The organism is Kitasatospora sp. NPDC050463 (genome assembly GCF_040655255.1).
GTDB lineage: Bacteria > Actinomycetota > Actinomycetes > Streptomycetales > Streptomycetaceae > Kitasatospora.
The window spans coordinates 65,247-89,075 of sequence record NZ_JBFAJO010000036.1; the positions used below are offsets into that span (position 1 = coordinate 65,247).

A 23,829-nucleotide genomic window follows, 5' to 3' on the forward strand; every position below is an offset into this window, starting at 1 on the left:
GTCGGCCCGTCCGACTTCCCACTCCGAGGGGCCACGGACCTCGGCCTCGCCGAGAGGATGACGCGAGGATGACGCGAGGTGGACGGCCCTGCGGAGGGTAGACGGGCCGGGTGGACGGCGGTCGGTCGGCCAGGAGAAGGGCCCAGGGTCAGCCCTCCTCGCGCCAGCCCTCGTGCTCGATGGCGACGGCGTCCAGCGCGCGCAGCAGGCCGGGCGTCCAGCCGTCCTCGGGAGGTTCCACCACCACGAGCCATTGGGCGTCCTCGGCGTCGTCCTCGCCGGCGAGGGCGTCCCGGACGATTTCGAGTTCGCCGAGGTCGGGGTGGTTGGCGCTGAGCTCCTCCGTGGCCTCTTCGGCGGCGTCGCGGTCGGGAAGGACGAGGAGCTGCCGGGCGCTCGGGTTGAAGTCGTCCGGCTGGTCGATGGTGAGGTCTTCGGTCACCGGACCATTCTTGCGGGAGCGGTCCGAAGGTCGGCGCCTGCCCCCCTCCCACCCGGGCGGGAGTGTCCGCGCCCCGTGGGATGCTGGTAGGCGATGGCCAGGAAGAGTGCACCCGACGACCTGCTCGCCCCGCTGACCCTCGCGGTCGGTCAGGAGGAACTGCTGATCGACCGCGCGGTCGCCCAGGTGGTGGCGGCGGCGAAGGCGGCGGACCCGGACACCGATGTGCGGGATCTGCCCCCCGGGGCGTTGCAGCCGGGCAGCCTCGCCGAGCTGACCACACCCTCGTTGTTCGCCGAGCGCAAGGTCATCGTGGTCAGGGCCGCCCAGGACCTCTCCGCCGACTCCGTCAAGGAGCTCAAGGCGTACATCGAGGCCCCGGCCGACGAAGTGATCGTGGTGTTGGCGCACGCGGGGGGCGCCAAGGGCAAGGGCCTGCTGGACGCCGGGCGGAAGGCCGGCGGCCGGGAGGTCGCATGCGCGAAGCTGGCGAAGGCGTCGGAGCGGCTGGCGTTCGTGAAGGGCGAGTTCCGGACGCTCGGGCGATCGGCTACCCCGGAGGCGTGCCAGGTGCTGCTGGACGCGCTCGGCAGCGACCTCCGTGAGCTGGCGGCCGCGTGCAGCCAGCTCACCTCGGACGTCGAGGGCACCATCGACGAGACGGTGGTGGCCCGCTACTACAGCGGCCGGGCCGAGGCCACCGGCTTCGAGGTGGCGGATCTGGCGGTCACCGGCCGGGCCGCCGAGGCACTGGAGCGGCTGCGCTGGGCGCTCGCCGTGGGGCAGCCGCCGACCGGTATCACGTACGCGCTGGCGTCCGGCGTCCGCAGCATCGGCCGGTTGGCGACCACCGGGCGGAACATGCGCCCGGCCGACCTCGCGCGCGAGTTGGGGATGCCGCCGTGGAAGGTCGAGCGTGTCCGCCAGCAGATGCGCGGTTGGACGGGCGACGGCGTGGCCACCGCCCTGACGGCGATCGCGCAGGCGGACGCCGCCGTCAAGGGTGGCTCCGACGACCCCGCCTTCGCGCTGGAACGGGCCGTGGTGGCCGTCGCCCGGGCCGCCCGCGCCGGCTCCGGGCCGCGCTCCTACTGAACCGGCGGGACCTCGACGGCCTCGCCGCCACCCGACGGTCGTGGCCGACCGCTGCGGCCGGTCCATAACGCCCGGGCCCTAGAAGCGCGACAGGAGTCGAAGTCGCCGCAGCACTGGCGCCCCGAGGGGCAGGCCCGGAGCAGCAGGCCTGAACCGCAGCCCGACCCGTCCTCCCGGACCGCCCCGAACCGTCCCTCACCGCCCCGGAGTGGGACGGGGCCGGCGGCCCAAACGCCGACTGCCCGCCCGGTGAGAACCGGGCGGGCAGTCGGGGAAGCACCTACGATCGGCACTTCCGGTACATCTCTGTGCACCGCACCCGCGTGGCGAACGCAGGCCGCGTGCGGTGCGAGTCTTGAATTCGCGCCTCAGGAGTCCGGGTAGAGGGCCGGTTCGCCCTGGGGCGGTCGGGGCCGAGGGCCCCGGCGGAGTCAGGCCTGGACGGCGTTGACGCGCTTGGTGATGGCCGACTTCTTGTTGGCGGCCTGGTTGGCGTGGATGACGCCCTTGCTCACGGCCTTGTCCAGCGCCTTGGAGGCGGCGCGGGCCAGCACGACGGCCTTCTCGGTCTCGCCGGAGGCAGCGGCCTCACGGGCCTTGCGCAGGGCGGTCTTCAGCGAGGACTTGACGGCCTTGTTGCGCAGGCGCGCCTTCTCGTTGGTCTTGTTGCGCTTGATCTGGGACTTGATGTTCGCCACGAAGGAGCCTCAGTCTTGTCAGTAAACGGTTCTGGGTCCCCCCGGCCGAAGGCTGGGGGAGATTTGCACCGCGCGGTCGCCGGAAAGCTGAGAGGGCATGCCGGGTCCAGGTGCAGCGCCCCACGCTACCAGGGGCGCACCGCCCGCCCCAAACCGGCGGAGTGCGGCTCAGGCCCGGAGTACCGGCTCGCCGTAGTGCTCCACCTCGGGGAACGGCCGGTAGAAGCGGTGCAGCAGCTCGCGCCACCGCTGGTACTCGGCGGAGCGGCGGAAGCCCTCCGTGTGGTCCTCCAGCCTCTCCCATTCCACCTGGAGCAGGAACCTGGCACCGCGGCCCTCGTCGAGGCAGCGGCGCAGTGCGAGGGAGCGGAAGCCGTGCTGGACCGCGATCAGTGGTTTCGCCTCCGCGAAGGCGGAGAGGAACGCGTCCTCCTGGCCGGGGACGACGTCGAGGAGGGCGCTTTCCAGGATCATGGGAGGCCATCCTGCCTGCCCGGGGCCACCGCAGGAAGGCGCGCCCGCCTGCGGGCGTCGGCGGGGAGCGTCGGCGGGGACGTCCGGAGCGGCGTCGGACCGCGGCCTCGGACCGCGGCGCCGGGACGCCCCGGAGCGGCCCCGGTGGAACCGAACAGCGACGGACGTCGCGCTCGTGGGAGGATGGGAAGAACTATTTCGATCGGACGACTGTCCGGTCCCCGGGAAACCGGTCAGCGATGACCCGGACACCCCCGGCCCCCGGACCAACGGAGAATCGGACCAAGGTGCCCGCGACCCCCAGCAATGTGCCAGAGCCCAGCCGTACCGACCCGGCGCTGATCCGCAACTTCTGCATCATCGCCCACATCGACCACGGCAAGTCGACGCTCGCCGACCGGATGCTGCAGATCACCGGGGTCGTCGACCCCCGGCAGATGCGTGCCCAGTACCTCGACCGGATGGACATCGAGCGCGAGCGCGGCATCACGATCAAGTCGCAGGCGGTCCGCCTCCCGTGGGCGCCGAAGACCGGACCGGACGTCGGCTCGACGCACATCCTCAACATGATCGACACCCCGGGCCACGTGGACTTCACGTACGAGGTGTCCCGTTCGCTCGCCGCCTGCGAGGGCACCATCCTGGTGGTGGACGCCGCCCAGGGCATCGAGGCGCAGACCCTCGCCAACCTGTACCTGGCGCTGGAGAACGACCTCACGATCATCCCGGTGCTCAACAAGATCGACCTGCCGGCCGCCCAGCCGGAGAAGTACGCCGCCGAACTCGCGCACATCATCGGGTGCGACCCGGAGGACGTCCTCAAGGTCAGCGCCAAGAGCGGTCTCGGCGTGCCGGAGCTGCTCGACCACGTGGTCGAGAGGATCCCGGCGCCGGTCGGCGTCAAGGACGCCCCGGCCCGCGCGATGATCTTCGACTCGGTGTACGACTCCTACCGCGGCGTGGTCACCTACGTCCGTGTCGTCGACGGTCAGCTCACCAAGCGTGAGCGGATCGCGATGATGTCGACCGGCGCGACGCACGAGCTGCTGGAGATCGGTGTCATCTCGCCGGAGCCGAAGGTCGCCGACGGCCTGGGCGTCGGCGAGGTCGGCTACATCATCACCGGTGTGAAGGACGTCCGGCAGTCCAAGGTCGGTGACACCATCACCTCGATGCACAAGGGTGCGACCGAGCCGCTGGGCGGCTACAAGGACCCGCGCCCGATGGTGTTCTCCGGTCTCTACCCGCTGGACGGCTCGGACTACCCGCTGCTGCGCGACGCCCTCGACAAGCTGCGGCTGAACGACGCCGCACTGGTCTACGAGCCGGAGACCTCGGTCGCGCTCGGTTTCGGTTACCGCTGCGGCTTCCTCGGCCTGCTGCACCTGGAGATCATCCGGGAGCGCCTGGAGCGCGAGTTCAACCTCGACCTGATCTCCACCGCCCCGAACGTGGTCTACCGCGTGGTGATGGAGGACGGTACCGAGCACACCGTCACCAACCCGAGCGAGTTCCCGACCGGCAAGATCGCCGAGGTGCACGAGCCGGTCGTCCGTGGCACCATCCTGGCGCCGAACGAGTTCGTCGGCGCGATCATGGAGCTGTGCCAGTCCCGCCGCGGCAACCTCCAGGGCATGGACTACCTCTCCGAGGACCGCGTCGAGCTGCGCTACACCCTGCCGCTCGCGGAGATCGTCTTCGACTTCTTCGACCACCTGAAGTCCAAGACCCGTGGGTACGGCTCCTTCGACTACGAGCCGATCGGCGAGCAGACGGCCGACCTGGTGAAGGTCGACATCCTGCTGCACGGCGACGCGGTGGACGCGTTCTCCGCGATCGTGCACAAGGACAAGGCCTACAACTACGGCGTGATGATGGCCGGCAAGCTGCAGAAGCTGATCCCGCGCCAGCAGTTCGAGGTGCCGATCCAGGCCGCCATCGGCTCCCGGGTGATCGCCCGTGAGACGGTCCGCGCGATCCGCAAGGACGTTCTCGCCAAGTGCTACGGCGGTGACATCTCGCGTAAGCGCAAGCTGCTGGAGAAGCAGAAGGAAGGCAAGAAGCGGATGAAGATGGTCGGCCGCGTGGAGGTCCCGCAGGAGGCCTTCATCGCCGCGCTGTCCACCGACGCCGAGGCGCCGAAGGAGAAGAAGTAGCCGCTGGCGCGAGCTGAGCACCACCAGCAGTACCGGCACCACCAGTAGGCCGACGGGCCCGGGACGAGTCGCCCCGGGCCCGTCGGCTTTTCTCAACGCAGGGTCCAGATCACGCCGTTGACGATGGCGGCCTTGACCAGCCGCCCGGCCCGGCCGGTCAGCACCGAGGGCCGCATCGAGTCGTCGCCGTGGATCAGCTGGACGAGGGCGTCCCGGCGGCCGAGGCTCAGGCACTGCAGGCCGTACCGGAACGCGAAGGGCTCGTCGGTGCGCCCGGCGAGCACCTTGCCGAGGTAGCCGCCCATCGGCTGGGCGGTGGCGCAGCCCATCCGCAGGGTGCCGGTGCCGGGGACGGTCACCGCGGCCGCGTCGCCGATGACGTACACCTCCGGGTGCGAGACCGAGCGCAGGTGGCCGTCGACCACCGCCTGGCCGGCCGGGTTGACGGTCAGGCCGGCCTCGGCCGCCAGCGGGTGCGGCTCCATGGCGGCGGCCCAGACCACCACGTCGGCGGGGATCCGGCCGCCGGTGGTGGTCAGGCCCCCGGCGTCGACCCCGGTGACGGTGTGCCGCTCGTGCACCTCGATCCCGAGCCGGGCCATGACACGGCGGACGTGGCCCCGGCCCCGGGCTGAGAACCAGCCGCCGACCTGGCCGGCGGCGACGATCCGCACCCGCCATCCGGGGTGGGCCTCGGCGATCTCGGTGGCCAGTTCGATGCCGGTGGCCCCGCCGCCGACCACGGCGACGGTGCCGGGGCGGTCGGTGGTGCGCAGCCGCTCGCCCAGCTCGGCGGCCCGCTCGGCGGGGTAGGCGTGCTCCGCGGCGCCGGGGACGCCGTGCCAGGCGGTGCGGCTGCCGAGGGCGTAGACCAGGGTGTCGTACGCGACGGCCTCGCCGGTGTCCAGGAACACCTTGCGGGCGTCGAGGTCCAGGCCGGTGGCGCGGGCCTGGACGTGTCGCACGCCGCGGCCGCGGATCACCTCGGCCAGGGCGGGCCGGTGCTCGGGGTGGCCGGCGGCGGTCTCGTGCTGGCGGACGCGGTGCAGGAAGCGGGCCTCCGGCGCGATCAGGGTCACCCGGTGGCGCCTGCCCGCCCGGGTCGCCGCGCTCAGCCCCGCATAGCCGGCGCCCAGTACGACGATCTGCTTCTCGGTCATGTCGTCCGCCTCCTCCTGAGCGCCCTCTCGAAGCGCTCGGTCGACCACGCCCTCGGTGCGTGTTCGGGAAGGGGACGGCACGACCGGTCGGAGTGTGACGGTGAGCCGCGTCACACGCCCGGGTGCGGCGGGGCGACCTTGGTCACCTGGGTCAGCTTCTCGGGGTTGACCACCACGTAGGCCTCGGTGATCCGGCCGTCGGCGACGGTGAACGCCAGCACGCCGACGACCAGCCCGTCGGCGTCGTGGATGAGGAGCCCCGGCTCGTCGTTGACCAGCACGGACTCGATGCCCATACCCGGGGTGAACCACTTCGCGACGATGCCGGCCACCAGGCGGGAGACCTTGTCCGCGCCGAACACCGGGCGGGCGCCGGCGGAGACGACGCCGCCGCCGTCGGAGTGCCAGACCACGTCCGGGTCGAGCACGGCAAGCAGGCCCTCGATGTCCCCGCGCGCGGTGGCCGCGGCGAACGCCGCCACGGCCTGCCGGTGTTCGCCGGGGTCGGCGGTGGCGCGGCGCCCGCCGTCCTTCACCCGGCGGCGAGCCCTAGAGGCGAGCTGACGGGCGGCGTCGGGGGAGCGGTCGAGTGAGGCGGCGATCTCGTCGAAGCCGACCGCGAACACGTCGTGCAGCACGAAGGCGGCGCGCTCGGCGGGCGTCAGCTGCTCCAGGACGGCGAGCAGCGCCAGTGAGACGGACTCGCCGAGTTCGGCGAGCTCGGCCGGGGAGGCGGGGGAGTCCTGGTAGGAGACGACGGGTTCGGGCAGCCACTCGCCGAAGTAGGCCTCCCGGCGGGCCCGGGCCGAGCCCAGCTGGTCGTAGCAGAGGCGGGTGACGACGGTGGTCAGGAAGGCGCGCGGGTCGGTGACGGCGGACCGATCGGCGGAGCGCCAGCGCAGCCAGGCTTCCTGCAGCACGTCCTCGGCGTCGCTGAACGAGCCGAGCAGCCGGTAGGCCACCGATCCCAGGTAGCGGCGGTTCGCCTCGAAGGCGTCGGGTGGTGCCGCGGCAGCGGCCGACAGGTCGTCACTCACGGCCCCACCGTAGCGTCCGGCACCGGCGGCCGGAGGAGGCGGCGGGCGGAAGGCCCGGAGGGGGAGGCCGGTGAACCGACCTCCCCCTCCGGGCACGCCCTGCGTGCGGGTCAGTCGACCTCGGCGACGGCCTCGGCGAACTGCGCCTGGTACAGCCGGGCGTACGCGCCGCCGGCGGCGATCAGCTCGTCGTGGGTGCCCTGTTCGACGATGGAGCCGTTCTCCATCACCAGGATCACGTCGGCGTCCCGGATGGTGGAGAGCCGGTGGGCGATCACGAAGCTGGTGCGGCCGGTGCGCAGCCGGGCCATGGCGCGCTGGATCAGCACCTCGGTCCGGGTGTCCACCGAGCTGGTCGCCTCGTCGAGGACCAGGATCGACGGCTGGGCCAGGAACGCCCGGGCGATGGTGATCAGCTGCTTCTCGCCCGCGCTGACTCCGGTGCCCTCGTCGTCGATGACGGTGTCGTAGCCGTTCGGCAGGGTCCGTACGAAGCGGTCCACGTGGGCGGCCTTGGCCGCCTCGACGACCTGCTCGTGAGTGGCCCCCTGGGCGCCGTAGGCGATGTTGTCGGCGATGGTGCCGCCGAACAGCCAGGTGTCCTGGAGGACCATGCCGATGCCGGAGCGGAGGTCCTCGCGGGACATCGCCGCGATGTCGACCCCGTCCAGGGTGATCCGCCCGCCGCTGACCTCGTAGAACCGCATCAGCAGGTTGACCATGGTGGTCTTGCCGGCGCCGGTCGGGCCGACGATGGCGACGGTCTGGCCCGGCTCGACCTTGAGCGAGAGGTCCTCGATGAGCGGCTTGTCGGGGTCGTAGCGGAAGGAGACGTCCTGGAAGGAGACCCGGCCGCGCACCGCGTCGGGGCGCTCCGGCATGGCGGGTTCCGGGGTCTGCTCGGGAGCGTCCAGCAGCTCGAAGACGCGCTCGGCGGAGGCGACGCCGGACTGCACCAGGTTGGCCATGCTGGCGACCTGGGTGAGCGGCTGGCTGAACTGCCGCGAGTACTGGATGAACGCCTGCACGTCGCCGATCGACAGCGCGCCGCTGGCGACCCGCAGGCCGCCCACCACGGCGACCAGCACGTACTGCAGGTTGCCGATCAGCATCATCGCGGGCTGGATGATCCCGGAGATGAACTGGGCCCGGAAGCTGGCCTCGTACAGCGCCTCGTTGTGCTCCCGGAAGGTCTCGGCGGACTCCTTCTGCCGGCCGAAGACCTTCACCAGCGCGTGGCCGGTGTACATCTCCTCGATGTGCGCGTTCAGCTGCCCGGTGGACTTCCACTGCTGGACGAACTGCGGCTGCGCCCGCTTGCCGACCCTGGTCGCCACCAGCACCGACAGCGGGACGGAGATGAGCGCGATCAGGGCGAGCAGCGGTGAGATCCAGAACATCATCGCCAGCACGCCGACGACGGTGAGCAGGGAGTTCACCACCTGGCCCAGGGTCTGCTGCATGGACTGGCCGACGTTGTCGATGTCGTTGGTGGCCCGGCTGAGCACCTCGCCGCGCGGCTGCTTGTCGAAGTAGCTGAGCGGCAGCCGGGCGAGCTTGGCCTCGACGTCCTGACGCAGCCGGTAGCTGGCCCGCTGGATCGCCTTGGTGGCGAGCCGGCCCTGGGCGATGCCGAAGGCGGCGGAGGCGAGGTAGATGACCAGCACCCAGAGCAGCACGGTGCCGATCGCGCCGAAGTCCATGTGCTGGCCGGGGGTGAAGTCGACCGAGGAGAGCAGGTCGGCGGCGCCGCCGTCCCCGTCTGCCCGCAGGCCCGCGACGGCGTCGGCCTTGGAGACGCCGGCCGGGAACTGCTGGCCGACCACGCCCGCGAAGATCAGGTCGGTGGCCCGGCCGAGCACCTTGGGGCCGGTCACGGCGCAGCCGATGCTGAGCACGCCGAGTGCCAGGACACCGCTGAGCAGGGCGCGTTCGGGGCGCAGCAGGGCGAGCAGCCGTTTGCCGGAGCCCTTGAAGTCCATCGACTTCTCGGAGCCCTGGCCGCCCATGAACCGGCCGGGGCCGGCCGGGCCGCGGCGGGCGGCGGCGGCCTGCGAGTCGCTGGGCAGTTCGCCGGCGCCGCGGCCCTTCCTGGTGGGCGCCTTGTTCTGCGGGGTGGTCACGCCGCCTCCTGCTCGGTGAGCTGGGAGAGCACGATCTCCCGGTATGTCGGGTTGCCGGCCATCAGTTCGCCGTGGGTGCCGCTGCCGACGACGGCGCCCTCGTCGAGGACGACGATCCGGTCGGCGTCGCGGATGGTGGAGACGCGCTGGGCGACGATCAGCACGGTGGCGTCGGCGGTCTCGCGGGCGAGTGCCTTGCGCAGCCTGGCGTCGGTGGCGTAGTCGAGCGCGGAGAAGGAGTCGTCGAACAGGTAGACGCCGGGTTTGCGGACGAGTGCGCGGGCGATGGCCAGGCGCTGGCGCTGGCCGCCGGAGACGTTGCCGCCGCCCTGGGCGATCGGGGCGTCGAGGCCTTCGGGGAGGCGTTCGACGAACTCCTTGGCCTGGGCGACCTCCAGGGCGTGCCAGAGCTCCTCGTCGGTGGCGTCGGGCCGGCCGTAGCGCAGGTTGCTGGCGACGGTGCCGGTGAACAGGTAGGGCTTCTGCGGGACGAGTCCGACGGTCTCGGCGATCGTCTCGGGGGCGAGCTCGCGGACGTCCACGCCGTCCAGCAGGACCTGCCCGGCGGTGGCGTCGAAGAGCCGGGGGACGAGGCCGAGCAGGGTGGACTTGCCGCTGCCGGTGGAGCCGATGACGGCGGTGGTCTCGCCGGGGCGGGCGGTGATGTCGACGCCGCGCAGGACGGAGGCCTCGGCGCCGGGGTAGCGGAACTCGACGGCGCGCAGCTCCAGGCGGCCCCGGGCCAGGAGGTCGGTGACGGGCGTGGCCGGCGGGACGACGCTGGAGCTGGTGTCCAGGACCTCCTGGATGCGCTCGGCGCAGACCTCGGCGCGCGGCACCATCATGAACATGAAGGTGGCCATCATGACGCTCATCAGGATCTGCATCAGGTAGGAGAGGAAGGCGGTCAGGGCGCCGATCTCCATGCCGCCGCTGTCGATCCGCTGCGCGCCGAACCAGAGCACGGCGACGCTGGAGACGTTCACCACCAGCATCACGATCGGGAACATGAACGACATCAGCTGGCCGACCTGGAGGGCGACGCCGGTCAGGTCCTTGTTGGCGCCGGCGAACCGGGCCTGCTCGTGGTCGTCCTTGACGAAGGCGCGGATCACCCGGATGCCGGTGATCTGCTCGCGCAGGATCCGGTTCACGGTGTCGATCTTCTTCTGCATGCTGCGGAACTTCGGGCGCAGCGAGCGGACGAGTAGGACCACCACGACGCCCAGCAGGGGGACGACGGCCAGCAGCAGCGCGGAGAGCGGCACGTCCTGGTTGAGCGCCATGACGATGCCGCCGACGCACATGATCGGTGCGGCCACCATCAGGGTGAAGCTCATCAGGGCCAGCATCTGGACCTGCTGGACGTCGTTGGTGGTCCGGGTGATCAGGGAGGGGGCGCCGAAGGTGGCGACCTCGCGGGCGGAGAAGGTCTGGACCCGGTCGAAGACGGCGGCCCGGACGTCCCGGCCGAACGCCATGGCGGTGCGTGCGCCGTAGTGGACGGCGCCGATGGAGCAGAGCGCCTGGACGACGGTGACGGCGATCATCACGCCGCCGATGCGCAGGATGTAGCCGGTGTCGCCCTTGACCACGCCCTGGTCGATGATGTCGGCGTTCAGCGTCGGCAGGTAGAGCAGGGCCAGGGTGGACACCAGCTGGAGCAGCACCAGCAGGGAGATCGGTCGGGAGTACGGGCGCAGGTACGCCCTGAGCAGTCTGATCAGCACTGGCACACTCTTGTCGTCGGCAGTGGGGATTCGCATCCCAATTCTCATGCTTCGGTGGACTCGTACTGGTGATTCGGGCTATGCCGCCCCGAGGTTTGTCCAGTCCTTTGCCGAACCTACCGGCGGGCCCGGTTGCGCGCTGCACCGGTGGCCCGCCGGTGTGCCAGCTGGCCTCACCCTCTTACGGAATGACCGGTTTCCCCCTAGGCTGACGATTGCCCCCTTGTTACTCGCCGGTACCCGTCCGGTTAACCGGGGGCCCGGCGACCGCCCCCACGGGCGCCGCGACATCCCTCAGACGGCCACCCGCCCCCGGAGGTCCTCGTTGAGTTCCGCGCAGTCCCTGATCGACTCCGGCCGTGCCGACATCGTCGCCGGGCGTCCCGCCTCCGTCGCCCACCTGTTCCTGGAGCGGGTCGCCGCCACGCCGGCGGGTGAGGCCTACCGCTTCCCCGTCCCGGTGGACGAGCACGCGGCGGACGGCGCCCCCGGCGCCGAGCAGTGGCGTTCGCTGACCTGGGCGCAGACCGCCACCCGGGTGTTCGCGGTGGCCGCCGGCCTGTTGTCCCTGGGCATCCGCCCGGAGGACCGGGTCGGGCTGATGTCCTCCACCCGGCTGGAGTGGGTCGTCGCCGACCTCGGCAACATGTGCGCGGGCGCGGCCACCACGGCCGTCTACCCCAGCACCAACGCCGATGAGACGGCCTACATCCTCTCCGACTCGGGCTCCAGGGCGCTCTTCGTCGAGAACGAGAAGCAGTTGGCCAAGGTCATCGGCGAGCTCGGGCAGCTGCCCGAGCTGCGCACCGCCGTGCTCTTCGACGGCGCCGCGCCCCTGGAGGCGCCGGCCGGGCTGAACGTGCTCACCCTGGCCGAGCTGGAACAGCTCGGTGCCGAGTACCTGGAGCAGCACCCGGACGCCGTGGAGAAGGCCGTCGCCGCGCTCGACAAGGAGCAGCTGGCCACCCTCATCTACACCTCAGGCACCACCGGTCGCCCCAAGGGCGTGCGCCTGGTGCACGACTGCTGGGCGTACCAGGGCCGGGCCCAGGAGCAGAGCGGGCTGCTGCGCGCGGATGACGTGCAGTTCATGTGGCTGCCGCTGTCGCACGTGTTCGGCAAGAGCCTGATCTGCGGCCAGATCGCCACCGGCCACGTGATGGCGCTGGACGGCCGGGTCGACCGGATCATCCACAACCTGCCGGTGATCCGCCCGACCATGATGGCCTCGGCGCCGCGCATCTTCGAGAAGGTCTACAACGGCATCGCCGGCAAGGCCCGGGCCGAGGGCGGCGCCAAGTACAAGATCTTCATGTGGGCGGCGAAGACCGCCCGCGACTACGCCCGGGTCACCCAGGCCAACCGGATCGCCACCGGGCGCGACAGCGCCCCGCTGGGGCTGCGGCTGCAGCACGCGCTGGCCGACAAGCTGGTGTACACCAAGATCCGGGCCGCGTTCGGCGGGCGGATGCGCGGCTCGGTCTCCGGCAGCGCCGCGCTGGCACCCGAGATCGGCTACTTCTTCGCCGGCGTCGGCGTGCCCGTCCTGGAGGGCTACGGCCTGACCGAGACGTCGGCCGGGGTCTGCGTGAACCCCGCCGAGGACGTCCGGGTCGGCACCATCGGCACCGTGCTGCCCGGCACCGAGGTCCGGATCGCCGAGGACGGCGAGATCCTGCTCCGCGGTCCCGGCGTCATGCGCGGTTACCACAACCTGCCGGAGAAGACCGCGGAGGTGCTGGAGCCGGACGGCTGGTTCCACACCGAGGACATCGGCGAGATCGGCCGGGACGACTTCCTGCGGATCACCGACCGCAAGAAGGACATGTTCAAGACCTCCGGCGGCAAGTACGTCGCGCCGAGCGAGGTGGAGGGCAAGTTCAAGGCGGTCTGCCCGTTCGTCAGCAACATCCTGGTGATCGGCAACGGCCGCAACTTCTGCACCGCGCTGATCGGCCTGGACGAGTCGGTGATCATGCCGTGGGCCGCCGAGCACGGCCTGGCCGGCAAGTCGTACGCCGAGGTGGTCGGCGACCCGAAGACGCACCAGCTGATCGACGGCTTCGTGCGGCGCCTCAACACCGACCTCCAGCGCTGGCAGACGATCAAGAAGTTCACGCTGCTCCCGCGCGACCTGGACATCGAGCACGGCGAGCTCACGCCGAGCCTGAAGATCAAGCGCCCGGTGGTCGAGCGGACGTACGCGGACGCCGTCACCGAGATGTACGCGGGCGCCAACGAGGCCTGATCCGCCCGAAGTCCCGTGCGGCCGCCGGGCCCGCCCGCCCGTTTCGGGTGTGCCCCGGCCGTACGGGACAATGGGGCCATGCCCTCCGCACTCCCCGACGGCGAACCCGTGCCGTCCGACGGTTCCCTGCCCGCGCACGCCCTCACCGGGCTCGGGTCGCGGCCGTTCGGCTTCTACCTGCACGTGCCGTACTGCGCGAGCCGCTGCGGCTACTGCGACTTCAACACCTACACCGCCACCGAGCTGCGTTCCTCGGGCGCCGTCGCCTCCCAGGAGACGTACGCCGACAACGTGGTCGCCGAGATCCGGCTGGCGCGCAAGGTCCTCGGCTCCGCCGACCTGCCGGTGCGGACGGTATTCCTCGGCGGCGGCACGCCCACCCTGCTGCCCGCCCGGGACCTGGTGAAGATGCTGGCGGCCATTCGCGAGGAGTTCGGGCTCGCCGACGGCGCCGAGGTCACCACCGAGGCCAATCCCGAGTCGGTCGACCCGGCCTACCTCGCCGAGCTGCGCGCGGGCGGCTACAACCGGATCTCCTTCGGCATGCAGAGCGCCCGGCCGCACGTGCTCCAGCTGCTCGACCGCCACCACACCCCGGGCCGCCCGGAGGCCTGCGTGGCGGAGGCCCGCGCGGCCGGCTTCGAGCACGTCAACCTCGACCTCATCTACGGCACCCCCGGCGAGTCCGACGACGACTGGCGGGCCTCGCTGGACGCCGCGATCGGGGCCGGACCGGACCACGTCTCGGCCTACTCGCTGATCGTCGAGGACGGCACCAAGCTGGCCGCCCGGGTCAAGCGCGGCGAACTGCCGATGATCGACGACGACGTGCACGCCGACCGGTACCTGATCGCCGAGGAGGCGCTCGCCGCCGCCGGCTACTCCTGGTACGAGGTCTCCAACTGGGCCACCACCCCGGAGGGCCGCTGCCGCCACAACGAGCTCTACTGGACCGGCGGCGACTGGTGGGGCGCCGGCCCCGGCGCGCACAGCCACGTCGGTGGCGTCCGCTGGTGGAACGCCAAGCACCCGGCCGGCTACGCCCGCGCCCTGGCCGAGCGGCGCACCCCGGCCCAGGGCCGCGAGCTGCTCACCGACGAGGACCGCCGGGTCGAGCGGATCCTGCTCGAACTGCGCCTCGCCGAGGGCATCCCGCTCACCCTCCTCGCCGGGGCCGGCCTGAAGGCCGCCGAGCGCGCCCTCGGCGAGGGCCTGCTCGACCCCGCCGGCTGGGCCGGGGGCCGCGCCACCCTCACCCTCCAGGGCCGCCTGCTGGCCGACGCGGTCGTGCGCGACCTGGTGGACTGACCTTCGTCACCGTGGGTGCCAGCCGTCGGAGGGGGCGTGCGACTACCGGGATCTTCGAGAACCCGGACCTGCTCGGCCTGGTCCTGGACACCTCGGAGTTCCGGACGTACGCGTAGTCACTCGGCCAGAGTCACGAAGTCGATCAGTTCCTCCACCTTGGCCAGCAGTGCGGGTTCCAGGTCCTTGTAGGAGTCGACCGAGGCGAGGATCCGCTTCCACGCGGCGGGGGTGTCCACCGGCCAGCCGAGGCGGCGGCAGACGCCCTCCTTCCAGACCTCGCCGTACGGGACGTCCGGCCAGCCGGGGATGCCGACGGAGGAGGGCTTCACGGCCTGCCAGACGTCGATGTACGGGTGGCCGGCGACCAGCACCGCCGTGCCGGTGACCCGGGCGGCGATCCGGTGCTCCTTGGTGCCGGGGAGCAGGTGGTCGACCAGGACGCCGAGCCGGCGGCCGGGGCCGGGGGCGAAGTCGGCGACGATCGCCGGCAGGTCGTCGATGCCCTCCAGGTACTCGACGACCACGCCCTCGATCCGCAGGTCGTCGCCCCAGACCCGCTCGACCAGCTCGGCGTCGTGCCGTCCCTCGACGTAGATCCGCGACTCCCGGGCGACCCGGGCCCGGGCGCCGGGGACGGCGACCGAACCGGAGGCCGTCCGGCCCGGGGCCCGGGAGGGCGCCGGTGCGGCGCCGGCGGGCCGGACCAGGGTGACCGCCCTCCCGTCGAGCAGGAAGCCGCGCGGGACCAGCGGGAAGACCCGGTGCTTGCCGAAGCGGTCCTCCAGGGTGACGGTGAGCCCCTCGGCGGTCTTCTCGCAGCGCACCACCGCCCCGCAGAAACCGGTCGCGGCCTCCTCGACCACGAGGTCCCGCTCGGCGGGTACTTCGGGGGCGGGCTGTTGCCTCTTCCACGGCGGGGTGAGGTCCGGTCCGTACTGGCGGCTGCGCATGCAGCCGACTATAGGCAGCGGCACCGGCCGGCGCCGAGGGCCCTCACAGGCCCGGCGCGCCCCAGACCGGGAACCAGCGGGTGAGGTCCTTCTCCAGCCGTAGGTCGTTCCCCAGCATGGCGTTGACCTGCAGCTCCAGCGGGCTGTTGCGCTTCTCCCCACCGCCCGGCACCGGCGCGAACGGGTAGAAGGTGCCGCGTTTGTACAGGTAGACCAGCGCCAGCGGCTGCCCCTCGGCGCCGCGGAAGCCCACCAGCGAGCAGAGCAGCTGCGGGCCGAAGCCGTTCGCCTCCAGCTCGCTGTTGACCGCGTGCAGGTCGTTGACCAGCTCCGGCAGCTCCTCGGGCGTGTGCCGGGCGAGCAGCCAGGAGTACCCGTAGGCGTCCTTGGAGGCCTCCACCGGGACGCCGCCGCGCTCGGTGTCGGCGTCCAGCAGGGCCCGGACCTGCCGCTCGACCTCGACGAACGCCCCGCCCTCGACGGAGGCGAAGCAGACCGACCCGACACCGGTCGGCCGGAAGCCGGCCGCCGCCTCCAGGGTCAGCGCGGCCGACGGCACGCCGAACAGCTGGTCGAGATCGGGCCTGACGGGCTTGGTGCGGCCGAACAGCGCGTCCAGGATTCCCACGGCGGTCCCCTCCGGGGTTCGTGCGGCGGCTCAGCGGCCGAGCTGGGTGGAGATCCTCGCCAGCTGCTCCAGCTGCTCCAGCCGCTTCTCCAGCGACGGGTGGGTGGAGAACAGCTGCGAGGCGGCGTCCCGGGCGCTCAGCGCCGGGGCGAAGTAGAAGGCGTTGTACGCCTGCGCCTGGCGCAGGTCCTTGGTCGGGATCGCGGCGATCTGGCCGGTCACCTTGGTCAGTGCCGAGGCCAGCGCGCTGGGCCGGCCGGTGAGCTGGGCGGCCGCCCGGTCGGCCGCCAGCTCCCGGTAGCGGGAGAGCAGCCGGGTCAGCAGGAAGCTGATCGCGTACACCACGACCGACACCAGCGGGATGACCAGCGCGGCGATCGCGGCGTTGGAGTCGTTGCTGTTGCGGGCGCCGCCCATGAAACCGCCGTACATCGCGATCCGGGTCATCGCCCCGGCCAGCACTCCGAGGAACCCGGCGACGGTCATCACCGCGACGTCCCGGTGGGCGACGTGCGACAGTTCGTGGGCCAGGACGCCCTCCAGTTCCTCGGGCTCCAGCCGCCGCAGCAGCCCGGTGGTGACGCAGACCACCGCGTTCTGCGGGTTGCGGCCGGTCGCGAAGGCGTTCGGCATGTCGTTGTCGGCGACCGCCACCCGCGGTTTGGGCATGTCGGCGAGCGCGCAGAGCCGGTCGACGGTGCCGTGCAGCTGGGGGTACTGCTCCGGGGTCACCCGGTGGGCGCCCATCGCCCGCTCGGTGATCTTGTCGCTGAACCAGAACTGGGCCACGAACAGCCCGCCGGAGATCAGCACGATCAGTGGCCAGGCGCCGCGCAGCAGCGCGATCAACAGGCCGGTGAATCCGACGTACAGCAGCCCGATCACGAACATCGTCCCGACCATCCGGCCGGTCAGGCCGCGGTCCGGTGCGAAGCGGGTGTGCTGGCCCGAGGTCGACATCGCTGGTCCTCCGTTCGCCGTTCGCTATCGATGCTGCCACCCGGCCGGGCCCGCGGCATCACCCGCGTGCCGCGGAGTGCGGGCAGGATCACCCCGGCGGGGCCGTTCCTGCCGTCGGACCCGGGCCTTACACTGGCAGGTACGGTTCTGGCACTCGTCTGTTCGGAGTGCCAAAGCCGCGGTCCGCCCAGAGCGGCCCGGAACATGCCAGAACGGACAATGTCACCACGGACAACGTGCGAAGAGGGAGGTGCGTGCCCCATGGCCGGTGAGGTCCGACAGCTCGACGAACGCAAGCTCGCCGTGCTCCGCGCCATCGTCCAGGACTATGTGGGCACCGAGGAGCCGGTCGGCTCCAAGGCCCTCGTCGAACGACACAACCTCGGGGTCTCCCCGGCCACCGTCCGCAACGACATGGCCGCGCTGGAGGAGGACGGCTTCATCCACCAGCCGCACACCAGCGCCGGACGGATCCCCACCGACAAGGGGTACCGCCTGTTCGTCGACCGGCTGGCCGAGGTCAAGCCGATGAGCGCGCCCGAGCGGCGGGCCATCCGGCACTTCCTGGACGGCGCGGTGGACCTGGACGACGTGGTCGCCCGTACGGTCCGGCTGCTCGCCCAGCTCACCCGGCAGGTCGCGGTGGTCCAGTACCCCTCGCTCTCCCGGTCCACGGTGCGTCACATCGAGCTCGTCGCGCTGGCTCCGGCGAAGGTGATGCTGGTCCTGATCACCAACACCGGCCGGGTCGAGCAGCGGATGGTCGACTGCCCGGGCACGGTCGGCGAGGTGGTCCTCGCGGACCTGCGTGCCAGGATCAACGCACGGGCCGTCGGTGTGCGGCTGCCCGAGGTGCCGGGGCTGCTGGACGAGCTCCCGGCGATGTTCGAGGCGGCGGACCGGCCGGCGGTCACCGTCGTCCTGGCGACGCTCTTCGAGGCGCTCGCCGAGCAGAACGAGGAGCGGATCATGCTGGCCGGCACGGCCAACCTGACCCGCTTCGGCCACGACTTCCCGCTCACCATCCAGCCGGTGCTGGAAGCACTGGAGGAGCAGGTCATCCTGCTCCGCCTGCTGGGCGAGACCGCCGACGCCGGGATGACGGTCCGGATCGGTCGGGAGAACGCGTACGAAGGGCTCAATTCCACCTCGGTCGTCTCCGTCGGTTACGGTTCGGGCGACGAGAGCGTGGCCAAGCTGGGTGTGATCGGTCCGACCCGGATGGACTATCCGGGCACAATGGGGGCGGTGCGAGCGGTGGCACGGTACGTGGGCCAGATCCTGGCCGAGTCGTAGGGAACGACCGGTGTCGCACGGGTGACACCGGTACCAGTCGCAAGCACTTCTACAGGCGGAACAAGCGGAGCATTTGGTGGCCACGGACTACTACGCGGTACTCGGCGTCCGACGGGATGCGGGGCAGGACGAGATCAAGAAGGCGTTCCGGCGCCTGGCGCGCGAACTGCACCCGGACGTCAACCCGGACCCGAAGACGCAGGAGCGGTTCAAGGAGATCAACGCCGCCTACGAGGTCCTCTCCGACCCGCAGAAGCGGCAGGTCTACGACCTCGGCGGGGATCCCCTCTCGCCCAACGGCGGCGGCGCGGGCGGCTTCGGCGCGGGCGCGGCCGGATTCGGCTTCTCCGACATCATGGACGCGTTCTTCGGCGCGGCCTCCGGTCAGCGCGGCCCGCGCTCGCGCACCCGGCGCGGCCAGGACGCCATGATCCGGCTGGAGATCACCCTGGAGGAGGCCGCGTTCGGCACCACCAAGGAACTCCAGGTCGACACGGCCGTCACCTGCACCACCTGCAGCGGCGAGGGGGCCGCTCCCGGCACCTCCGCGCAGACCTGTGACATGTGTCGCGGCAAGGGCGAGGTCTCCCAGGTCACCCGGTCCTTCCTGGGCCAGGTCATGACCTCCCGGCCCTGCCCGCAGTGCCAGGGCTTCGGCACCGTCGTGCCGACCCCGTGCCCGGAGTGCGCCGGCGACGGCCGCGTGCGGGCCCGCCGCACCCTGACCGTCAAGATCCCGGCCGGTGTCGACAACGGCACCCGGATCCAGCTGGCCGGCGAGGGCGAGGTCGGCCCCGGCGGCGGCCCCGCCGGCGACCTCTACGTCGAGATCGCCGAGACCACCCACGCGACCTTCCAGCGCCGCGGCGACGACCTGCACTGCACGGTCACCATCCCGATGACGGCCGCCTCGCTCGGCACCCAGGTGCCGCTGCAGACCCTGGACGGGCTGGAGGAGGTCGACATCCGGCCCGGCACCCAGTCCGGCCAGTCGATCCCGCTGCACGGCCGCGGCATCACCCATCTGCGCGGCGGCGGCCGCGGCGACTTGATAGTGCACGTCGAGGTGCAGACGCCCTCCAAGCTCGACCCCGAGCAGGAGGACCTGCTGCGCCGCCTCGCGGTGCTGCGCGGCGAGGAGCGGCCGTCCGGCCAGTTCGCGCCCGGCCAGCAGGGGTTGTTCTCCCGGCTGAAGGACGCCTTCAACGGCCGCTGACCGCACCGGCGCCCGGTGACCCCGCTCCGGCGGGTCACCGGGCGCCGTCGTTCCCCCGCCCGTCCCCCCCCGACTCCCAGGAACCGCCATGACCGCGCCCGTGTTCGTCGTCGAGACCGCGCAGCTCGCCTCCGCCGCCCCCGGCGCGGTGGTCCGGCTGGACGGCCCGGAGGGGCGGCACGCCGCCGCCGTGAAGCGGCTGGAGCCGGGCGAGGCGGTGACCCTGGCCGACGGGCTCGGCCTCGGGGTCGACGGCACGGTCACGGCCGTCCACGGCAAGGACGCGGTCGAGGTGACGGTGGCCGCGGTCCGCCGGGAGGCCGAGCCGGCGCCGCGGATCGTCGTCGTCCAGGCGCTGCCCAAGGGCGACCGCGGGGAGCTGGCGGTGGAGACCATGACCGAGGTCGGCGTGGACGTGGTGATCCCGTGGGCCGCCTCCCGCTGCATCACCCAGTGGAAGGGCGAGCGCGGCGCCAAGGCGCTCGCCAAGTGGCGGGCCACCGCCCGCGAGGCGGGCAAGCAGTCCCGCCGGCTGCGCTTCCCCGAGGTCCGCGAGCTCGCGACCACCCGGCAGCTGGCGCCCGTCCTGGCCCGTGCCGCCCTCGCCGCGGTGCTGCACGAGGAGGGCGCCGAGCCGCTGGCCGGCGCCGCGCTGCCCGACAGCGGGGACATCGTGCTGGTGGTCGGCCCCGAGGGCGGGGTCTCCCCGGAGGAGCTGGCCGCCTTCGCCGAGGCCGGCGCCGGGCCGTACCGGCTCGGGCCCTCGGTGCTGCGCACCTCGACCGCCGGGGTGGCCGCCGGCGCCCTGCTGCTGGGCCGCACCGGCCGATGGGGCTGAGCGCCCGTTCGCCGTGCGAGCCGGGTGCCCTTTCGTCCCCCGTAGGGGCGGCCTCGGCGAAACCCGGGGCGCGCCGCCCGGACCGGTGCGTAGGGTGCCGCTGTGAGCGAATCCCCGAGCACCCCTGGCGGCGCGTACCTGCGCCATCCGCACCTGCGCGGTGACCTGATCACCTTCGTCGCGGAGAACGACGTCTGGCTGGCCCCGCTGGACGGTGGCCGGCCCTGGCGACTGACGGCCGATCACGTCCCCGTCCGCCGCCCGCGCTTCTCGCCGGACGGGCGGCACATCGCCTTCGTATCGACCCGCGACGGCGCACCCGAGGTGCACGTCGCGCCGGTGGACGGCGGGCCCTCCCGCCGGCTGACGTACTGGGGCAGCGACCAGACGCAGCTGCAGGGCTGGACGGCCGACGGCCGCCCGATCGCCACCACCTCCGCCGGGCAGTCCACCCTGCGCCGCACCTGGGCGCACGCCGTGCCGCTGGACGGCGGTGAGCCGCAGCGGCTGCCGTACGGGCCGATCGGCGGGCTGGCCCACGAGCCGGGCGGCGACCGCGTGCTGCTGCTCTCGGCGGCCGGCGCGGAGCCCGCGCGGTGGAAGCGCTACCGGGGCGGCCGGGTCGGCAAGCTCTGGATCGGCGCCGGGGAGTTCGGCCGCGTCCACGAGGAACTGGACGGGCACATCGACTCGCCGCTCTGGGTCGACACGCCCGGTGGTACCCGGATCGCCTTCCTGGCCGACCACGAGGGCGTCGGCGAGCTCTACTCCAGCCTCCCCGACGGCAGCGGCCTGCGCCGCCACACCACCTCCGAGGAGGGCTTCTACGCCCGCGGCGCCACCACCGACGGCACCCGGGTGATCTGGCACCGGGCGGGCGACCTCTGGCTGCTGGACGACCTCGACGGCGCCGAGCCGCGCCGGCTGGACGTCCGGCCCTCCGGACCCCGGGCCGGCCGGCGGCCCCGCCCGGTGGCGGCCGCGCACTGGCTGGAGACCGCCGTCCCCGACCGCACCGGCCGGGCCGGCGCGGTCGTGGTGCGCGGCAGCGTGCACTGGCTGCCGCACCGGGAGGGCCCGGCCCGGGTGCTGGAGGAAACACCCGGCGTGCGGGCCCGGCGGGCCCGGGTGGTGCCCGGCGAGGACGGCGCGCAGGGCGTGCTCTGGGTGACCGACGCCGAGGGCGACGACGCCATCGAGTACGCCCCCGCCGTGCTGGGCGACGAGCGCCGCCGGCTGGCCGCCGGACAGCTGGGCCGGGTCCGCGCGCTGGCCGTCTCGCCGGACGGCAAGCAGGCGGCGGTCGGCTCGCACGACGGCCGGGTGCTGCTGGTCACGCTCGCCGACGGGACGGTGCACGAGCTGGACCGCAGTACCGACGGCGAGGTCAGCGGGCTGGCGTTCAGCCCGGACTCCGCCTGGCTGGCCTGGTCGCGGCCGTGCCCCGGCTTCGGGGCCTGGTCGCTGCGCCAGATCATGCTGGCCAACCTGGCCACCCGCACGGTCGGCGAGGTCACTCCGGCGCGCTTCATCGACACCTCGCCGGCCTTCACCGCCGACGGCCGCCACCTGGCCTTCCTCTCGGTCCGCAACTTCGATCCGGTCTACGACTCGCACGTCTTCGACCTGTCGTTCCCGAACGGCTGCCGCCCGTACCTGGTCACCCTGGCCGCCGACACGCCCTCGCCGTTCGGGCCGCGGCGGTCCGGGCGGCCGGCCGGCGGGGAGGACGACGAGCCCAAGGGCAAGAAGACGGACGGCGAGGAGGGCACCGGTGACGCCCCGCCCGCCACCCGGGTCGACCTGGACGGGATCGCCGACCGGATCGTCCCCTTCCCGGTCGAGGGCGGCCGGTTCGGTGAGCTGGCGGCCGCCAAGGACGGCGTGCTCTGGACCAGGATCCCGCTCACGGGTGAACTCGGCGACGACGCGGCCTCGTTGGAGGACGACGAGGCGCGTCCCGCGCTGGAGCGGTTCGACCTGCGCAAGCGCCGCGCCGAGCAACTGGTCGACGGCCTGGACGCGTTCGAGGTCAGTGGCGACGGCACCCGGGTCGCCGTGCTGGACGAGGGCGAGCTGCGGATCGTCCCGGCCGACCACAAGGCGGTCGGCGAGGACGACGAGATCGACGTCGATCTCGACCGGCTGCGGGTGACCGTCGACCCGGCTGCCGAGTGGCGGCAGATGTACGACGAGAACGGCCGCCTGATGCGCGACAACTTCTGGCGCCCCGACCTCGGCGGCCTGCCCTGGGCCGCCGTCCTGGACCGCTACCGGCCTCTGGTGGAGCGCCTCGGCTCGCACGACGACCTGGTCGACCTGCTCTGGGAGGTGCACGGCGAGCTGGGCACCTCACACGCCTACGTGGTGCCCTACGGCACGCACACCGAGGCCGCCCGCCGGCAGGGCAAGCTCGGTGCCGACCTGGTGAAGGACGGCGACGTCTGGCGGATCGCCCGGATCCTGCCCGGCGAGTCCTCCGACCCGCGGGCCCGCTCGCCGCTGGCCGCGCCGGGCGCCGCCGTCCGCCCGGGCGACGCGATCCTGGCCGTCAACGGCCGGCCGGTGGACGAGGTGGCCGGCCCGGCCCCGTTGCTGGCCGGCACCGCCGGGCAGCCGGTGGAGCTGACGGTGGCCGGCAGGGACGGCACCGACCGGCGCCACCCGGTGGTCGTCCCGCTCGCCGACGACGAGCCGCTGCGCTACCACGACTGGGTGGTCGGCCGCCGGGCCGCCGTCCGGGAGCTGTCCGGCGGGCGGCTCGGCTACCTGCACATCCCCGACATGCAGAGCACCGGCTGGGCCCAGATCCACCGCGACCTGCGGTCGGAGATGGCCCGGGAGGGCGTGATCGTCGACATCCGGGAGAACCGCGGCGGCCACACCTCGCAGCTGGTGATCGAGAAGCTGGCCCGGCGGATCGTCGGCTGGAACGTCGCCCGGGACCTCGCCAACCCGGTGCCCTATCCCGGTGACGCGCCGCGCGGGCCGATCGTGGCGCTGGCCGACGAGTTCTCCGGCTCGGACGGCGACATCGTCAACGCCGCCATCCAGGCACTGAAGCTCGGCCCGGTGGTCGGCACCCGGACGTGGGGCGGCGTGATCGGCATCGACAGCAAGTACAGCCTGGTGGACGGCACCCTGGTGACCCAGCCCAAGTACGCGTTCTGGCTGGAGGGGTACGGCTGGGGCGTGGAGAACCACGGCGTCGACCCGGACGTCGAGGTGCCGGTCGCGCCGCACCAGTGGGCCGCGGGGGAGGACCCGCAGCTCGCCGAGGGCGTCCGGATCGCCCTGGCGATGCTGGCCGAGACCCCGGCCAGCACGCCGCCGCCGCTGCCGTGGGCGCAGGGTCCGGCAGAGGGTCCGGGGTAGGTCCGGCGTAGGTCCGGCGGGGGTGTCCGGAGCGGGCGGCCGGGCACCCCGGGCGGCCCGCTCCGCGGCGGGTAGGATGCGGGGCTGTTCTTGAT

The 23,829-nt window shown here is 72.7% G+C and carries 18 protein-coding genes; 8 read left to right on the plus strand and 10 right to left on the minus strand.

The genetic code is table 11. From position 1 onward, the window contains the following. Positions 1 to 148: 148 nt before the first annotated feature. Positions 149 to 442: a hypothetical protein gene (locus tag AB0J08_RS22900; protein ID WP_360637180.1), complete on the minus strand. Its 294-nt coding sequence runs from the start codon at positions 440 to 442 to the stop codon at positions 149 to 151. 93 nt (positions 443 to 535) lie between these two features. Between AB0J08_RS22900 and holA the strand changes: the two genes are divergently transcribed. Continuing rightward, a complete protein-coding gene (gene holA, locus AB0J08_RS22905; protein WP_360637183.1) occupies positions 536 to 1,537 on the plus strand; it encodes a DNA polymerase III subunit delta in 1,002 nt (333 codons plus the stop codon). A gap of 431 nt (positions 1,538 to 1,968) precedes the next feature. Here the strand turns inward: holA and rpsT are convergent, their stop codons facing one another. Both rpsT and AB0J08_RS22915 read right to left on the minus strand, forming a co-directional pair. Next, positions 1,969 to 2,235: a 30S ribosomal protein S20 gene (gene rpsT, locus AB0J08_RS22910; RefSeq protein ID WP_360637186.1), complete on the minus strand. Its 267-nt coding sequence runs from the start codon at positions 2,233 to 2,235 to the stop codon at positions 1,969 to 1,971. A gap of 168 nt (positions 2,236 to 2,403) precedes the next feature. Beyond that, a complete protein-coding gene (locus tag AB0J08_RS22915; protein WP_360637189.1) occupies positions 2,404 to 2,709 on the minus strand; it encodes an antibiotic biosynthesis monooxygenase in 306 nt (101 codons plus the stop codon). 287 nt (positions 2,710 to 2,996) lie between these two features. Here AB0J08_RS22915 and lepA point away from each other — a divergent pair, with 287 nt between their 5' ends. Continuing rightward, on the plus strand, positions 2,997 to 4,865 hold the full coding sequence (gene lepA / locus AB0J08_RS22920) for a translation elongation factor 4 (protein WP_360637192.1): 1,869 nt from the start codon (positions 2,997 to 2,999) through the stop codon (positions 4,863 to 4,865). A 92-nt stretch (positions 4,866 to 4,957) separates the two neighbouring features. Here the strand turns inward: lepA and AB0J08_RS22925 are convergent, their stop codons facing one another. The 4 genes from AB0J08_RS22925 to AB0J08_RS22940 form a co-directional block, all read right to left on the minus strand. Further along, positions 4,958 to 6,025, minus strand: coding sequence for an FAD-dependent oxidoreductase (locus AB0J08_RS22925; RefSeq protein WP_360637195.1), 1,068 nt, complete (start codon positions 6,023 to 6,025; stop codon positions 4,958 to 4,960). Positions 6,026 to 6,135: 110 nt separating this feature from the next. Next, a complete protein-coding gene (gene sigJ, locus AB0J08_RS22930) occupies positions 6,136 to 7,062 on the minus strand; it encodes an RNA polymerase sigma factor SigJ (RefSeq protein WP_360637198.1) in 927 nt (308 codons plus the stop codon). A gap of 110 nt (positions 7,063 to 7,172) precedes the next feature. After that, the gene (locus AB0J08_RS22935; protein WP_360637264.1) at positions 7,173 to 9,071 is read right to left on the minus strand and encodes an ABC transporter ATP-binding protein; all 1,899 of its coding nucleotides are present in this window, start codon (positions 9,069 to 9,071) and stop codon (positions 7,173 to 7,175) included. Between the two features lie 110 nt (positions 9,072 to 9,181). After that, entirely contained in the window at positions 9,182 to 10,915 is a 1,734-nt protein-coding gene (locus tag AB0J08_RS22940; RefSeq protein WP_360637267.1) for an ABC transporter ATP-binding protein, read from the minus strand. A gap of 325 nt (positions 10,916 to 11,240) precedes the next feature. Between AB0J08_RS22940 and AB0J08_RS22945 the strand changes: the two genes are divergently transcribed. Together AB0J08_RS22945 and hemW are read left to right on the plus strand one after the other, a co-directional pair. Further along, positions 11,241 to 13,163, plus strand: a complete 1,923-nt coding sequence (locus AB0J08_RS22945) for a long-chain fatty acid--CoA ligase (protein WP_360637201.1) — start codon at positions 11,241 to 11,243, stop codon at positions 13,161 to 13,163. A gap of 78 nt (positions 13,164 to 13,241) precedes the next feature. After that, on the plus strand, positions 13,242 to 14,471 hold the full coding sequence (gene hemW, locus AB0J08_RS22950) for a radical SAM family heme chaperone HemW (RefSeq protein WP_360637204.1): 1,230 nt from the start codon (positions 13,242 to 13,244) through the stop codon (positions 14,469 to 14,471). A 116-nt stretch (positions 14,472 to 14,587) separates the two neighbouring features. On the opposite strand, the gene AB0J08_RS22955 is transcribed toward hemW, so the two are convergent. Genes AB0J08_RS22955 through htpX form a run of 3 tightly spaced genes read right to left on the minus strand, consistent with a single transcriptional unit; the run spans position 14,588 to position 17,009 of the window. Further along, positions 14,588 to 15,421, minus strand: a complete 834-nt coding sequence (locus tag AB0J08_RS22955) for a DUF3097 domain-containing protein (protein WP_360637207.1) — start codon at positions 15,419 to 15,421, stop codon at positions 14,588 to 14,590. 43 nt (positions 15,422 to 15,464) lie between these two features. Then, on the minus strand, positions 15,465 to 16,049 hold the full coding sequence (locus AB0J08_RS22960; RefSeq protein ID WP_360637209.1) for a hypothetical protein: 585 nt from the start codon (positions 16,047 to 16,049) through the stop codon (positions 15,465 to 15,467). A 30-nt stretch (positions 16,050 to 16,079) separates the two neighbouring features. Further along, on the minus strand, positions 16,080 to 17,009 hold the full coding sequence (gene htpX / locus AB0J08_RS22965) for a zinc metalloprotease HtpX (protein ID WP_360637212.1): 930 nt from the start codon (positions 17,007 to 17,009) through the stop codon (positions 16,080 to 16,082). A 261-nt stretch (positions 17,010 to 17,270) separates the two neighbouring features. Between htpX and hrcA the strand changes: the two genes are divergently transcribed. From hrcA to AB0J08_RS22985, 4 genes are all read left to right on the plus strand, one after another. Next, positions 17,271 to 18,305 carry a heat-inducible transcriptional repressor HrcA gene (gene hrcA / locus AB0J08_RS22970; protein ID WP_360637215.1) on the plus strand — a complete coding sequence of 345 codons (1,035 nt, stop codon included), beginning with the start codon at positions 17,271 to 17,273 and terminating at the stop codon, positions 18,303 to 18,305. Between the two features lie 76 nt (positions 18,306 to 18,381). Next, a complete protein-coding gene (dnaJ, locus tag AB0J08_RS22975) occupies positions 18,382 to 19,521 on the plus strand; it encodes a molecular chaperone DnaJ (RefSeq protein ID WP_360637218.1) in 1,140 nt (379 codons plus the stop codon). An 88-nt stretch (positions 19,522 to 19,609) separates the two neighbouring features. Then, positions 19,610 to 20,359 carry a 16S rRNA (uracil(1498)-N(3))-methyltransferase gene (locus tag AB0J08_RS22980; protein ID WP_360637221.1) on the plus strand — a complete coding sequence of 250 codons (750 nt, stop codon included), beginning with the start codon at positions 19,610 to 19,612 and terminating at the stop codon, positions 20,357 to 20,359. A 102-nt stretch (positions 20,360 to 20,461) separates the two neighbouring features. Next, on the plus strand, positions 20,462 to 23,734 hold the full coding sequence (locus AB0J08_RS22985; RefSeq protein WP_360637224.1) for a PDZ domain-containing protein: 3,273 nt from the start codon (positions 20,462 to 20,464) through the stop codon (positions 23,732 to 23,734). The last annotated feature ends 95 nt before the right edge of the window (positions 23,735 to 23,829 follow it).

What these genes read in the sequence shown, in the direction of transcription:
- hrcA (WP_360637215.1), top strand. Translation starts at nt 17,271, where the DNA reads ATGGCCGGTGAGGTCCGACAGCTCGACGAACGCAAGCTCGCCGTGCTC.
- AB0J08_RS22935 (WP_360637264.1), bottom strand. Translation starts at nt 9,071, where the DNA reads ATGGGCGGCCAGGGCTCCGAGAAGTCGATGGACTTCAAGGGCTCCGGC.
- hemW (WP_360637204.1), top strand. Translation starts at nt 13,242, where the DNA reads ATGCCCTCCGCACTCCCCGACGGCGAACCCGTGCCGTCCGACGGTTCC.
- htpX (WP_360637212.1), bottom strand. Translation starts at nt 17,009, where the DNA reads ATGTCGACCTCGGGCCAGCACACCCGCTTCGCACCGGACCGCGGCCTG.
- AB0J08_RS22955 (WP_360637207.1), bottom strand. Translation starts at nt 15,421, where the DNA reads ATGCGCAGCCGCCAGTACGGACCGGACCTCACCCCGCCGTGGAAGAGG.
- holA (WP_360637183.1), top strand. Translation starts at nt 536, where the DNA reads ATGGCCAGGAAGAGTGCACCCGACGACCTGCTCGCCCCGCTGACCCTC.
- AB0J08_RS22925 (WP_360637195.1), bottom strand. Translation starts at nt 6,025, where the DNA reads ATGACCGAGAAGCAGATCGTCGTACTGGGCGCCGGCTATGCGGGGCTG.
- AB0J08_RS22915 (WP_360637189.1), bottom strand. Translation starts at nt 2,709, where the DNA reads ATGATCCTGGAAAGCGCCCTCCTCGACGTCGTCCCCGGCCAGGAGGAC.
- AB0J08_RS22980 (WP_360637221.1), top strand. Translation starts at nt 19,610, where the DNA reads ATGACCGCGCCCGTGTTCGTCGTCGAGACCGCGCAGCTCGCCTCCGCC.